The sequence below is a fragment of the Micromonospora sp. NPDC005173 genome, assembly GCF_040608515.1.
Taxonomy (GTDB): domain Bacteria; phylum Actinomycetota; class Actinomycetes; order Mycobacteriales; family Micromonosporaceae; genus Micromonospora.
The window spans coordinates 144815-158072 of sequence record NZ_JBEXIK010000002.1 but is presented as its reverse complement, the minus strand read 5'-3'; the positions used below and the strand labels follow the sequence as shown (position 1 = coordinate 158072).

15 protein-coding genes are annotated in these 13258 nt (G+C 73.2%); 12 read left to right on the top strand and 3 right to left on the bottom strand.

The window, feature by feature from the left end; all coding sequences use genetic code 11:
* Positions 1–13: 13 nt before the first annotated feature.
* Both ABZV00_RS03710 and ABZV00_RS03705 read right to left on the bottom strand, forming a co-directional pair.
* Entirely contained in the window at positions 14–1180 is a 1167-nt protein-coding gene (locus tag ABZV00_RS03710; RefSeq protein WP_328420789.1) for a glutathionylspermidine synthase family protein, read from the bottom strand.
* Between the two features lies 1 nt (position 1181).
* Positions 1182–1454 (bottom strand): hypothetical protein, encoded by a 273-nt coding sequence (locus tag ABZV00_RS03705; protein WP_355601566.1) that lies wholly within the window; start codon positions 1452–1454, stop codon positions 1182–1184.
* Positions 1455–1617: 163 nt separating this feature from the next.
* Here ABZV00_RS03705 and ABZV00_RS03700 point away from each other — a divergent pair, with 163 nt between their 5' ends.
* The 12 genes from ABZV00_RS03700 to ABZV00_RS03645 all read left to right on the top strand — a co-directional run bounded on the left by ABZV00_RS03700 (position 1618) and on the right by ABZV00_RS03645 (position 12361).
* Complete coding sequence (locus tag ABZV00_RS03700; RefSeq protein WP_355601564.1) at positions 1618–2538, top strand: proline dehydrogenase family protein; 921 nt, start codon at positions 1618–1620, stop codon at positions 2536–2538.
* Positions 2539–2643: 105 nt separating this feature from the next.
* On the top strand, positions 2644–3444 hold the full coding sequence (locus tag ABZV00_RS03695) for an alpha/beta hydrolase (RefSeq protein ID WP_355601562.1): 801 nt from the start codon (positions 2644–2646) through the stop codon (positions 3442–3444).
* On the top strand, positions 3437–4036 hold the full coding sequence (locus ABZV00_RS03690) for a WHG domain-containing protein (RefSeq protein WP_355601560.1): 600 nt from the start codon (positions 3437–3439) through the stop codon (positions 4034–4036). Before ABZV00_RS03695 ends, ABZV00_RS03690 begins: the two co-directional genes overlap by 8 nt.
* The gene (locus ABZV00_RS03685; protein WP_355601558.1) at positions 4033–4371 is read left to right on the top strand and encodes a YrdB family protein; all 339 of its coding nucleotides are present in this window, start codon (positions 4033–4035) and stop codon (positions 4369–4371) included. Before ABZV00_RS03690 ends, ABZV00_RS03685 begins: the two co-directional genes overlap by 4 nt.
* Before the next feature lie 72 nt (positions 4372–4443).
* Positions 4444–5733: a hypothetical protein gene (locus ABZV00_RS03680; protein WP_328420777.1), complete on the top strand. Its 1290-nt coding sequence runs from the start codon at positions 4444–4446 to the stop codon at positions 5731–5733.
* Positions 5734–5774: 41 nt separating this feature from the next.
* Positions 5775–7166, top strand: a complete 1392-nt coding sequence (locus tag ABZV00_RS03675; protein ID WP_355601556.1) for an efflux RND transporter periplasmic adaptor subunit — start codon at positions 5775–5777, stop codon at positions 7164–7166.
* Entirely contained in the window at positions 7163–8092 is a 930-nt protein-coding gene (locus ABZV00_RS03670) for an ABC transporter ATP-binding protein (RefSeq protein ID WP_355601554.1), read from the top strand. The genes ABZV00_RS03675 and ABZV00_RS03670 overlap by 4 nt, the downstream gene beginning before the upstream one ends.
* Complete coding sequence (locus tag ABZV00_RS03665; protein WP_355601552.1) at positions 8089–9273, top strand: ABC transporter permease; 1185 nt, start codon at positions 8089–8091, stop codon at positions 9271–9273. Before ABZV00_RS03670 ends, ABZV00_RS03665 begins: the two co-directional genes overlap by 4 nt.
* A 205-nt stretch (positions 9274–9478) precedes the next feature.
* On the top strand, positions 9479–9688 hold the full coding sequence (locus ABZV00_RS03660) for a helix-turn-helix domain-containing protein (RefSeq protein WP_007465625.1): 210 nt from the start codon (positions 9479–9481) through the stop codon (positions 9686–9688).
* A 225-nt stretch (positions 9689–9913) separates the two neighbouring features.
* Positions 9914–10015, top strand: a complete 102-nt coding sequence (locus ABZV00_RS03655) for an AURKAIP1/COX24 domain-containing protein (RefSeq protein ID WP_007465623.1) — start codon at positions 9914–9916, stop codon at positions 10013–10015.
* 121 nt (positions 10016–10136) lie between these two features.
* Complete coding sequence (locus tag ABZV00_RS03650) at positions 10137–11210, top strand: NAD-dependent epimerase/dehydratase family protein (RefSeq protein WP_355601550.1); 1074 nt, start codon at positions 10137–10139, stop codon at positions 11208–11210.
* A 293-nt stretch (positions 11211–11503) separates the two neighbouring features.
* Positions 11504–12361, top strand: a complete 858-nt coding sequence (locus ABZV00_RS03645; RefSeq protein WP_355602013.1) for a lysophospholipid acyltransferase family protein — start codon at positions 11504–11506, stop codon at positions 12359–12361.
* Between the two features lie 9 nt (positions 12362–12370).
* On the opposite strand, the gene ABZV00_RS03640 is transcribed toward ABZV00_RS03645, so the two are convergent.
* On the bottom strand, positions 12371–13246 hold the full coding sequence (locus tag ABZV00_RS03640; protein ID WP_355601548.1) for an HAD-IB family hydrolase: 876 nt from the start codon (positions 13244–13246) through the stop codon (positions 12371–12373).
* Positions 13247–13258: the final 12 nt, after the last annotated feature.

Here is a 13258-nt window from a genome sequence, read left to right as displayed (position 1 = left end):
AACGGTAGACGACTCACGGGGTGCGCGGCGCGTCGATGTAGTGCGGCAGGAACCGCGCGTAGCCGTCGGTGATCAGACTGGCGCTCTCCCGCACCCCCACCCCGGCCGATTCGCCGTCGACGATCCAGCTGCCCAGCACCATCCGATTGCCGGCGAACTCTGGCAACGCCCGGAATTCCTGGTAGCACCAGCCCTCGTCGCCGTAGATGCCTGGGTTGGTGATTTCCTGCTCGGCGGTGACGATGCGCACCGAGCCGCCCTCCCGTCCGAGCAGCGGCTTGGCCACGTACTCCGACATTCCGCGGGGCGAGTCGAGGTACGCCGGGAGCAGGTACTCGTGGCCCGGGTACAGCTCCCACAGGACCGCGAGCAGCGCCTTGTTGGACAGCAGCAGCTTCCAGGCCGGCTCGATCCAGGTGGTCGGGGTGCCCGGAGCCAACGCCGCAGGCCCGTACGGCTCGGCCAGCATCCACTCCCACGGGTAGAGCTTGAAACAGGTGGTCACCGGGCGGTCGGCGGCGTCGACGAACCGCCGGCCGTCCCAGCCGATGTCCTGGATCGGCAACAGGTCGACGGTCAGCCCGGCCTGCCGGGCGGTCTCCGCGAGGTAGCCGGCGGTCATGTGGTCCTCGCCCGACTCCTCCTCGCTCGACCAGAGCACGTGCACCCGGGGATCGTGCAGCCCGGCGCCGATCTTCGCCCAGGCGCCGACCAGCCGCTCGTGCAGGCTGTTCCACTGGTCCAGCTCCGGCCGGGTCTGCTCCAGCCAGTACCACTGGATGATGCTCGCCTCGACCAGCGCGGTGGGGGTGTCGGCGTTGTACTCCAGCATCTTGGGCGGCCAACTGCCGTCGTAGGCCAGGTCGAAGCGCCCGTAGAGGGTGGGTGGCGCCTCCCGCAGCGACCGGGCCACGGCCTCGGCCGCCCACTCCGGGATGCCGAACTCGGCGTACCGGTGGTGGGCCACCACGTGCTCGGCGGCGGCCACCGACATCCGGTGCAGCTCCTCGGTGGCCTCCTCCAGTCGCAGCACCTCGTCCAGGTCGAAGGCGTACGCGGCGGTCTCGTCCCAGTACGACATGATCCCGCCGTCGGGCAGCTCGGTGTCGACGTAGACCAGCCCCTGCGCCCGGATGGTGGCGTCCCAGTCGGGTCGGGGCGCGACCGATTCGCGGCGCACCTCAGCCGCCGCAGGAGGCGAGGTGGGTGCCGAACCCGCCGCGCTCGGGCGCGGCTGCGGTCGTCGGCTCCGGTGCGGCGCGGCCGGCGGCCGGCTCGGCGACCCGCATCGCCAGCGCGACCGTGTCACCGCCGCCGGTCGGCCCGAGAGCGCAGTCGTCGTCATCGTCGTCGTCCGAGGTCATGTTGCAGCCGGAGAGGGCGAGCGCGAGAGCGGTGAGCGCGCCGAGCTGCACGGAGGCCGACCGGAGCCGGCGGCGGGGGCGTTGGTCCACGGCATCGTTGTAGCCGATCGACGCCACTGCCGCCGCCCCGCCCCACGGTGAGGAACGACTCCTTGTTATCGGATTTTGTTGTGCAAGGGGCACTTTCCAACTCGGGGGTCGGGTGCTGGCTGCCCCTCGGCGGAGGGCCCAGCAGGGGCGATACGCTCGGCTCATGCTCCGTTCCGTCATCCTCGCCGCCTCCCGGTCATCCCAGGTCGAGCGGCTCGTCGCGACTGCCCCGTACACCCGGGACGTCGTCCGCCGGTTCGTCGCCGGCGCCGCCACCGACGACGCGTTGCGCGCGACCCGCGAACTCGTTGACGACGGTCTGGCGGTCACCCTCGACAACCTGGGTGAGGACACCGTCACCCCCGAGCAGGCCACGGCCACCCGGGACGAATACCTGCGGCTGCTGAAGATGCTCGCCGGGGCGGGGCTCACCCCGGCCGCCGAGGTGAGCGTGAAGCTCTCCGCTCTCGGCCAGATGTTCGACGAGCAGTTGGCGTACGACAACGCGCGGGCGATCTGCGCGGCGGCCGACGCGGCGGGCACCACGGTCACCCTGGACATGGAGGACCACACCACCACCGACTCGACGCTGGAGGTGCTGGGCAAGCTGCGCAAGGACTTCCCGTCGACCGGCGCGGTGCTCCAGGCGTACCTGCGCCGGACCGAGTCGGACTGCCGGGAGCTGGCCTACGCCGGGTCGCGGGTGCGGCTGTGCAAGGGCGCGTACAAGGAGCCGGAGTCGGTGGCGTACCAGTCCGCCCGCGAGGTGGACAAGTCCTACGTCCGCTGCATGAACATCCTGATGTCCGGCGACGGCTACCCGATGCTGGCCACCCACGACCCTCGGATGATCGCCATCGGTGAGGACCGGGCCCGCTGGTTCGACCGGGGGCCGGAGCGGTTCGAGTTCCAGATGCTCTACGGCATCCGCCCCGAGGAGCAGGCCCGGCTGGCCGGCGAGGGCTACACCGTGCGCACCTACGTCCCCTACGGCGACGAGTGGTACGGCTACCTGATGCGCCGGCTCGCCGAGCGCCCGACCAACCTGGTCTTCTTCGGCCGTGCCCTGATCTCCAAGAAGTAACCCGGACGGACCGGCCGACGGGCCGGCGGTGACCCTCGTGGTCCCCGCCGGCCCGTTCGCGTATCCGGCTTGACGACGTTGGCTAATGGGGTTAGCTTTATGGCTATGACAACTAGCCAGGTGCAGCGGGACGGCGGACACATCGCGTACGAAGTGCACGGGGAAGGCCCGCTGGTCGTCCTCTCGCACGGCATGGGTGAGAACCGGGCGAGCTACCGGCACCTGGTGCCGCTGCTGGTCGCGGCCGGCTACCGGGTCGCCTCGGTCGACGTCCGGGGGCACGGGGAGTCCAGCGTCGGCTGGCCCACGTACGCCCCGGCGGAGGTCGGCGCCGACCTGCTGGCCGTGGTCCGCGACCTCGACGCCGGCCCGGCCGTGCTGGTCGGCAGCTCATCCAGCGCGGCGGCGGTGGTGTTCGCGGCGGCCGAGGCGCCCGACCTGGTCTCCGGCATCGTGCAGATCGGCGGGTTCGTCAGCCAGCCGAAGCTCAACCCGCTGATGCGGATGGCGCTGGCAGCGGTGGTGCGCATCCCTCGACTGTTCGGGATGTTCCACAAGACGCTCTTCCCGGTGCACCGGCCCGCCGACGACGCGGCGTACCGCCGGTCGATGGTGGCCAAGCTGCGCGAGCCCGGCCGGATGGCCGCGACCCGCGGCGTGGCCGAGCCGGTCGAGCCGCACTGGACCGCCCGCGCCCCGCAGGTCCGGCAACCCGTGCTGGTGCTGATGGGTGCCAAGGACCCGGACTTCCCCGACCCGGGCGCCGAGGCGCGGGCGGCCCGCCGGCTCTTCGGCACCGCCGAGGCGCGGATGGTCGAGGAGTCCGGGCACTACCCGCACGCCGACCGGCCGCAACGGACCGCCGAGGAGCTGCTCGGCTTCCTGAAGGTGTGCACCGGTGCCTAGGGTCGGGCTCAACCAGCAGACCTTGGTGCGGGAGGCCGCCCGGCTGGCCGACGAGGTCGGCCTCCCGCAGCTCACCCTGGCCGCGCTCGCCAGCCGGCTCGGCGTGGCGCTGCCCAGCCTCTACAAGCACGTCCGAGGGGCCGACGCGCTGAGCCAGAAGCTCTCCGCGCTGGCCACCACCGAGTTGGCCACCGACCTGACCACCGCCGCCGCCGGCCGCGCCGGCGGGGACGCGCTACGGGCGATGGCCGATGCCTACCGCGGCTACGCCCAACGGCACCCCGGCCGTTACCCGACCACGCTGCGGGCGCCCGATCCGGCCGACCCCGAGCACGTGGTGGCGGGCGAGCGGGCGGTGGGCGCCATCTACGCGGTGCTGCGCGGGTACGGGCTGACCGCCGACGACGCGGTGGACGCCACCAGGGCGCTGCGCAGCGCCCTGCACGGGTTCGTGTCGCTGGAGGCGGCCGGTGGTTTCGGGCTGCCCCGCGAGGTCGACCGGTCGTACCACCAACTGGTCGCCGGTCTGGACGTCGCGTTCCGATCCTGGCCGCGCGCTCGTCGCGCCGTCGACCAGCCGGACCAGCCGTGATCCGGGCACTTGGGCTGCTCCTGGTCTTCCTGCTGGAGCTGGCCGTGCTGGCCATCGGCGCCCGGTGGGGCTGGTCCCTGGACGCGCCCACCGCCGGCCGACTACTCGCCGCCGTCGGCGTGCCGCTGCTGCTCGCCGGGCTCTGGGGCGTCCTCGGCTCACCGCGCGCCCGGGTGCCGCTGCGCCCGCTGGCCAAGCACACCTTCCAGGCCGGCTGGTTCGTGCTGGGTGGCGGGATGCTCGCACTGCTCGGGCAGCCGTGGCTCGGCCTCGCCCTGGTCGTCGTCTGGGCGGTCGTCATCATCCTGCTCCGCCGCGCCGGCCGCCCGGCCTGAGTGCGGTCCAGGAGGTGGGGCGGGGCCGTGCCGGCCTCGCCCGATCCGTCCAGAGGTCGTACCCTTCGCCGGGTGACTGACGGGGTGCATCAGCCATCGCTACGGCGGTTGTGGCCACTGTGGACCGGGCTCGTGGTGGTCGTCCTGCTGCTGGGCTGCGGGCTGCCGGCGCTGCTGGTGGCGGGGGTGGTTCGGGAGTCCGGCGACCGGGCCACGGTCGGCCGGATCGGTGCCTCGGCGACCGACGACCCGGCCACCGCGGTCGCCCGCGGGCTGGCCGACCGGATGACCGCCCAGCTTCAGCGGCAGTCCACGGCGCTGCTCGGCGGCGACCCGGCGGGCTTCCTCTCCGTCGCCGAGCCGGCCGCGCACACCGACCTGCGCCGGCGCTTTGCCGCGCTGCGCGCGCTCAAGGTGACCGTCTGGCGGCCCGAGCCGAGCGGCCTGCCCGCTCCGGTCGTCGGCAAGCCGGGCGAGTGGCGGCTGCTGGTGCGCTTCCAGTACTGCTTCGTGGTGCCGGGCTGCCGGCCCAGCCCGGTGCTGATCGGCACCCGCTGGCGGGAGAACGGCGACCAGCCCCGACTGGTCGCCCTGGAGGAATCCAAGTCTGCGGAGACCGGCACTCGGCCGTGGGAGATCAGCGACCTGGCCGTGGCGGTCGGCGCGCGGACCATCGTGGCCACCACCCCGGCGCAGCGGGGCAAGCTACCCGGCCTGCTCGCGCAGGCGGAGGCGGCGGCAAAGGTCGCCGACGGGTACGTGGTGGCCGGGGCCCCACCGGACCGGTACCGGATCTTCTACGCCGGCCGCGCCGAGTGGCAGCGCTGGTACGGCGGCGGACGACCACAGTGGACCGGGGGCTACGCGGTGACCGTGGGCGGCGGCCACCACGAGGTGGTGCTCAACGCCGAGGGTCTCTCCAGCAGCAGCGCCGATGACCTGCTCCGGCACGAGCTGACCCACGCCGCCTCGCTGCCGGAGCGCGGCTATCCGGGCAAGACGACCTGGTGGCTGGTGGAAGGGCTGGCCGAGTTCGCGGGCGCTGGCGGGCAGCCGGTTGACCGGTACGAGGGGCTCGCCGAGGTGCGAAAGCTGGTCCGGGGCGGTTGGGACGGCCGGCTGGAGGGCATGACCCCCGCCGATGACGCCTCTGCCGAGCGGGTCGGCGGCAGCTATGGCGCCGGCTACCTCGCCGTCCGGCACCTCGTCGACCGGTACGGACCACAGCGGCTGCTCACCTTCTTCAAGGCCGTGGTGCATGACCGCAAGGCCCTCGACGCCGCTGCCCAGGAGGCGTTCGGCGAGCAGTGGTCGACGTTGCACGACGAGTGCGTGGCGTACGTCCGGGCCACCGCCGCCTGACGACATGTCAGCGCTGTGACGGTGAGCCGTACCATCGATGGGTGCGCCGCACCCACTCGCCGCGGCCCGCCAGCCTTACGCGGCCCCGCCTGCTCACCGCCCTGACCGCCCTCACCGTCCTCGCCGCCACCACGGCCGCCTCGTGCGGCGACGACCAGCCGCCCGTCGCGCTCGCCTCGGCGGCCCGCAGCCCCGTCACCGAGGTGATCGACGCGCCGGCGACGGTGACCGCCCGGGCCGCCGCCACCCTGACCGCTCCCGCCGACGGCACCCTGTCCAGCCTGCGGGTTCAGCCTGGACAGCGGGTCACGCGTAATCAGGTGCTCGCCGTGGTCGCCTCCCCGTCGGCGCAGGATCGGCTGCGCCAGGCCCGGGAGGCGCTGGCCGCCGCCAAGCGCGCCGGCCGGGGCGTCTCCACCGGCGACCTGACCGGCAGCCGGCGCGGCACCGACAAGGCAGCCGACGAGGCGTTCGACGCCGCCCGGAAGGCCGCCGAGAAGATCGCCGACCCGCAACTGCGGGATGCGCTGCTGACCCAGGTGACCTCCGCCCAGCGGCAGTACGCCGCCGCCGCGCGCAGCGCCGACCAGGCCGTCCGGGCGGTGCAGCGGGGGATCAGCGGGCTGAACTCCGCCGTCGGCGCGCTCTCCGCCGCGCAACGGCTCCAGGCCCAGCAGGCGTACGACCTGGCGAAGGCGACCGTCGACGCGCTGACCCTGCGCGCCCCGATCGCCGGGGTGGTGCAGCCGGGCGGCACCCGGGCCGGCGGCGGATCGAGCGGTGGTCTGGCCGGGCTGCTGGAGCAGGCCGGCGGCGCTCAGGCGGCGGGGATCGACCCGTCGGTGCTGGCCCCCGGCCAGGGCGGGCCGCCCGCCGGGGTGGACGACGCGGTCGCGGTCGGTGGCCAGGTCACCGCCGGCACGCCGGTGCTCACCGTGGTGGACACCGGGCAGCTGGGGCTGCTCGCCGAGGTGGACGAGACCGACGTGATGCTGGTCAAGAGCGGCGTGACCGCCACGGTCGAGCTGGACGCGGTGCCCGGTGCCAGCTATGACGCCACGGTCCGCTCGGTCGACGTGCTCCCCACCAACTCCGCGCAGGGTGGGGTCACCTACCGGGTACGTCTGGCGCTGGGCGCCGGGAAGCTCGCCGAGGACGAGTCGGCACCGGCGCCGCGCCCCGGGATGAACGCAATCGTGCACCTGCGGGTACGCGAGGCCGCCGACGCGGTGACGGTCCCCGCCTCGGCGGTGTTCTCCGCCGACGGCCGGGACGCGGTCTGGGTGGTCCGGGACGGAAAGGCGGACCGGGCGGCGGTGACCGTGGGCGTCCAGGGTTCCGACCTGGTGCAGATCCTCAACGGCGTGCAGGCGGGTGACCGGATCGTGGTGCGCGGCACCGACCAGGTGCGCGACGGCCAGGAGGTGCGGTGACCGGATCCCCGCCCGCGATCGAGGCGGTGAACGTGTCCCGGACGTACCAACTGGACGGGGTGTCCGTCGAGGCGCTACGCGGGGTGTCGCTGGTCGTGCAGCCGGGTGACCATGTGGCGCTGGTCGGGCCGTCCGGCTCGGGAAAGTCCACCCTCATGCACCTGCTCGGCGGGCTCGACCGGCCCAGCGGCGGCCGGCTGGTGATCGGCGGGCGGGACGTCAGCGCCCTCTCGCCGCCTGAGATGGCCACCCTGCGCAACGAGACGATCGGCTTCGTGTTTCAGGCGTTCCACCTGCTGCCGCGGACCTCGGCGGTGGAGAACGTGGCGTTGCCGCTGGTCTACCGCGGCGTATCAGCCCGGCGGCGTCGGGAGCGGGCGGCGGCGATGCTCGGCCGGGTCGGCCTCGGGCACCGGCTGGACCACCGGCCCAACCAGATGTCCGGCGGCGAGCAGCAGCGGGTGGCCATCGCCCGCGCTCTGGTCACCGAGCCGACGGTGCTGCTGGCCGACGAGCCCACCGGCAACCTGGACAGCGTCACCGGCGCGGCGGTGCTGGAGCTGCTGGAGCAGCTGAACATCGAGTCCGGGGTGGCGCTGGTGATGGTCACCCACGATCAGGAGGTGGCAGCCCGGGCCCGTCGCCGGATCACCATGCGCGACGGCGTGGTGGTGGCGGACAGCGCCACCGGTGACGACCCGGCCGCCCTTCATGATCGACCGCCGTCCGTTGATCACGGTCGACCTGCGACACTGGTCTCCGCTCCCAGCGCGGAGCCTCGGTCCGCGTCCGGAAGCGGGCCGGGGCACCCGTCCGGTGGCTCCGGCGGCGCCGCCGGAGCCACCGGACGCCTTCCGGATCCGCCCGGCGTCGGCAGCGGGACCGGTCACGCCGGCGAGGCGACCGGCGGCGGGAGTGGGTCGTGAGGGTCGCCGAGGCGTGGCGGGTGGCACTGGGCGCCTTACGGGCCAACCGGTTGCGCAGCGCGCTGACCATGCTCGGGGTGATCATCGGGGTGGCCTCGGTGGTGCTGCTGGTGGCCATCGGCACCGGAACCAAGCAGAAGGTGGAGCAGCAGGTCGAGGGGCTCGGCTCCAATCTGCTGCTGGTCGTCCCCGGCAGGATCGAGGTGGGCAACGCGCCGGTGGTCTCGCCGCTGACGCTCAAGGACGCGGACGCGGTCTCCCGGGTGGTCGGCGACCCCGAGCGGGTGGCGGTCACCGTCGCCTCCGGGGCGACCGCACGGGCCGGCGCCCGGTCCGACTTCACCACCGTGCAGGGCGTGCTGGAGACCACCCCGGCGGTGTTCACCCGGTCGCTGGCCCGAGGCCGCTACCTCACCGGCACGGACGTGGACACCAGCCGACGGGTGGCGGTGCTCGGCGACTCGGTGGCCCGCGCGCTCTTCCCCGACCGGGACCCACTCGGGCAACAGGTGACGCTGGCCGGCGTTCGGTTCCGGGTGATCGGCATCTTCGCGCCGCTCGGGCAGAGCCTCGGCGTCGACCGGGACGACGAGGTGCACGTGCCGGTGACCGCCGCGCAACGGCTCTGGGGCACTCAGCGGGTGGACGGCATCGCGGTGAAGGCGCCGGACCGGGAACGGATCGACGAGCTGGGCGAGCGAATCGTCGCCGAGTTGAACCGCCGCCATCCGGACACCGAGTTCAGCGCGGTGACCCAGCAGCAGATCCTCGGCGTGCTCGGCGACATCCTCGGCGTGCTCACCGGCGTGCTGGCCGCCATCGCCGGCATCTCGCTGCTCGTCGGCGGGGTCGGCGTCTCCAACATCATGCTGGTCAGCGTCCGGGAGCGGACCCGGGAGATCGGCTTGCGCAAGGCCGTCGGTGCCCGCCCCCGCGACATCGGGGTGCAGTTTCTGCTGGAGGCGGTGCTGCTCACCACGATCGGTGGGCTGACCGGGATGGCGCTCGGCGTGGGTACCGCGCTGCTGGTGGACGCGTTGTCACCGATCCCGGCGGCGATCACCTGGTGGTCGTTGGCGCTCGCCTTCGGCGTATCGGCGGTGGTGGGCATCGTCTTCGGCGTGGTTCCCGCGCAGCGCGCCGGCCGACTCGACCCGGTGGTCGCGCTGCGCGCCGAGTGAACCGCAACCCGGACGCCGGGCGCAGGCTGGGAGATACCGGGAGCGCGGATCGGGTGAACCAGCGGCCGAAACATGATCAGTTGTACGAAGGGATCGCGCCGGTCACAGCCGCCCCGCTACCGTACTGGTAACACGCGCGTCGCCGGCCCGGCCCGGAGCATCCGTCGGGTTGGCACGCGCCGGGCATGGGATGGGTCGGTGAGCCATGGCCGGGTCGCAGTCCGACGGACGGCTGTCGGAGGTCAAGTTCCTGACCGTCGCCGAGGTGGCAACGGTCATGCGGGTGTCGAAGATGACGGTCTATCGCCTGGTGCACAGCGGTGAGCTCACCGCTGTCCGGGTTGGCCGGTCATTCCGGGTGCCCGAGCACGCGGTGCACGAATATCTGCGGGGTGCTTTTCAGGAGACCGCCTGAGCCACCGCCCCGCACGTCGAGCGCGACGTAACGGACATCGGTAGGGCCTCGATGGGGGCGCGTTGGTCCGGCTGACCCTCTCCGGCTACCCTGGAGCCCGACCGAGACCCCACCGGTGCGCCCCGCCGCCCAGACTGGTCCGGTCCGTTGTCCGCAAGCGGTCGCCGTCGCCACCTGCGTGGTGTCATCCGGTCCGCCCCGCACGTTGTATCGAAAGGCTGTCGTATGGGCTCGGTGGTCAAGAAGCGCCGCAAGCGCATGGCTAAGAAGAAGCACCGCAAGCTGCTGCGCAAGACCCGCGTCCAGCGTCGCCGTCTCGGCAAGTGATCGCCGCCGGGCCAGCGGCCCGGCGTCCGGCGTCACTTGCCAACTGTCGACCCCCGGAGGCTCAGGTGATCAGGCCGTGGTTGTCCCGGCTCGATCCCTCCTGCCGGGGTAGGTGCGGCAGATGACCCCCGGCAGCACCTCAGGTGCTCCGGGGGTTGTCGTCGTCACGGGGGTCGGCCGCTACCTGGGCGCCCACGTGGCGGCCCGGCTGGCCGCCGACCCGCGTATCGAGCGGGTCATCGGAGTGGACGCGCCGGAGCCCGGCGCCGAGTTCACCGATCTGCTGGACCGGGTCGAACGGATCCGCGTCGACGCCGGCTCGATCGGCGGGCTGCTCGCCGATCTGGACGTCGACGCGGTGGTGCACCTCGCGCTGGTCAGCGCTCCCGACCCGCAGCACGGTGGCCGGTCGGCGATGAAGGACCAGAACGTCATCGGCACCATGCAACTGCTCGCCGCCTGCCAACGGGCACCCCGACTGCGCAAGCTCGTGGTCCGCTCGTCCACCGCCGCGTACGGCGTGTCGTTCCGGGACCCGGCGGTGTTCACCGAGGAGACCGAGCCGCGCGAGGTGCCCCGCGGCGGCTTCGGCCGCGACATCCTCGACGTCGAGGGGTACGTCCGCGGTTTCCGCCGCCGCCGGTCCGACGTCACCGCGACGGTGCTGCGCTTCGCCCCGTTCATCGGCTCGACCGCCGACACGACGTTGACCCGCTACTTCTCGCAGCCGCTGGTGCCCACCGTCTTCGGCCGTGACCCTCGGTTGCAGTTCCTGCACTTCGACGACGCGTTGGAGGTGCTGCACCGGTCGATCGTGGAGGACCACCCGGGCACGTACAACGTCGCCGGCCCGGGGGTGCTGTCGCTGTCCCAGGCGATCCGGCGGGCCGGTCGGGTGGCCGTGCCGGTGCTGGAGCCGGGCCTCTCAGGCGCCGCCGCGCTGGCCCGCAGCATGGGCTTCGGCCGCTACGGCCTGGACCAGGTCGACCTCTTCGTGCATGGCCGGGTGGTCGACACCACCCGGCTGGAGCAGGAGTACGGCTTCACGCCCCGCTCCACCGCCGCGGCCTTCGACGACTTCATCCGCGCCCACCACGGCGGTGTCGTGGTCACCCGGAGCCAGCTGGCCACCGCCGAGCAACTCGTCCTGGACGGCATCCGGCAGGTCCGCTCCGCGGTGCGGGAGCGGTCGTGACCGGGCCGGGCGAGGGGCGTGATCCGGCGGGCATCGGCCGGTTCGACGTACCGCCGGGGCCGGCCGCACCGGGCACGGAGCCGGCGCGGCGCAACGGACACCGGTCGGCGGCCCGGATCGCGCCGATCCAGTCATCGTCCGGCGAGACCGACACTTCCGCCACCGACGAGACCGCCGCCGTGGCTGACCCGACCACCGACGAGCCGACGGGTGCGGCTGACCTGGTCACCGGCGAGCCGGCCGACACGGGCGACCCGGCCACCGGCGGCGAGCCGGGTGGCACCGGACCGGCCGTGCCGGACCGGCCGGGGGACCACTGGGACCGCAGGGTCGCGAACGGGCTGGCGTTCCTGCGTCGGAGGCTGTCCGGCGACTACGAGGTCGACGAGTTCGGTTTCGACCCGGAGTTGACCGACGCGGTCTTCCACCCGCTGCTGCGGCTGCTCTACCGGGACTGGTTCCGCACCGAGGTCAGCGGGGTGGAGCACGTACCCGTGGACGGGCCCGCCCTGGTGGTCGGCAACCACTCGGGCACGGTGGCACTGGACGCGTTGATCCTCTCGGCGGCGCTGCACGACAAGCACCCCGCCCACCGCTACCTGCGCCTGCTCGGCGCCGACCTGGTCTTCCGGATGCCGGTGGTGTCGGAGATCGCCCGCAAGACCGGCGGCACGGTGGCCTGCAACCCGGACGCCGAGCGGCTGCTCGGCGGCGGCGACCTGGTCGGTGTGTTCCCCGAGGGTTTCAAGGGCATCGGGAAGCTCTACTCCGACCGGTACAAGCTGCAACGGTTCGGCCGAGGAGGGTTCGTCTCGGCGGCGTTGCGCACGGGCACCCCGATCGTGCCGGTCGCCATCGTCGGCGGCGAGGAGATCTACCCGATGCTCGCCGACATCAAGCCCCTCGCGCGGCTGCTCAAGCTGCCGTACTTTCCGGTCACGCCGACCTTCCCGTGGCTCGGGCCACTGGGCATGATGCCGCTGCCCAGCAAGTGGCTGATCCAGTTCTGCCCGCCGATCCCCACCGCGCACCTGACCGACTCGGCGGACGACCCGCTGGTGGTCTTCAACCTCGCCGACCAGGTGCGGGAGACCATCCAGCAGACCCTGCACACGCTGTTGGAGCGCCGTCCCGACCCGTTCGGCCCCTGACCCGCGGCGTCAGCCGGTGCGACGGCGGCGCTGCAGCGCCAGGCCGGCGGTCACCGCTCCGGCGACCAGGCCGGCCGCCGCGGTCGACGGTACGGCGATCTTGACCGCCCGGCGGCCGGTGCGGAAGTCCCGCACCTCCCAGCCGTGCTGCCGGGCCTGCCGCAGCAGGGTGCCGTCCGGGTTGACCGCCACCGCCCGGCCCACGGCGGAGAGCAGCGGCAGGTCGTTTGCCGAGTCGCTGTACGCCGAGCAGAGACTCAGGTCCAACCCCTCCACGGCGGCGAGCTGGGTGACCGCCTCGGCCTTCGCCGGCCCGTGCATCAGGTCGCCCACCAGCCGTCCGGTGTACGCCCCGTCCAGCACCTCGGCCACCGTGCCGATCGCGCCGGTCAGGCCGAGCCGAGCGGCGATCACGCGGCCGATCTCCACCGGGGCGGCGCTGACCAGCCAGACCCGCTGACCGGCGTCCAGGTGGCCCTGGGCGAGCCGGTGGGTGCCGGCCCAGATCCGGGGGGCCATCAGCTCGTCGAAGATCTCCTCCGTGAGGCGCTCCACGTCGTCCACCCGCCAGCCCTCGACGAAGGCCAACGCGGCCTCCTTGGCCTGGGACATGTCACCGGCGTGCTCCCGGGCGAGCAGCCGGAACCGGAGCTGCTGCCAGGCGAACCGGGCCAGGTCGGCGGTGGTGAAGTAGTTCCGGGAGGCGAGCCCGCGCGCGAACCAGTAAATCGACGCGCCCTGCATCATCGTGTTGTCCACGTCGAAGAAGGCCGCGGCGGTCGGGTCCGGTGCGGGTCCGGTCGCCGGAGCCAGCTCGGTCTCCACCCAACCGGCGGTATGACCACGGGCGTCGGTGCTGACCGTCACCTTGCGGCTACGCGCCACGCGACTCCCTTC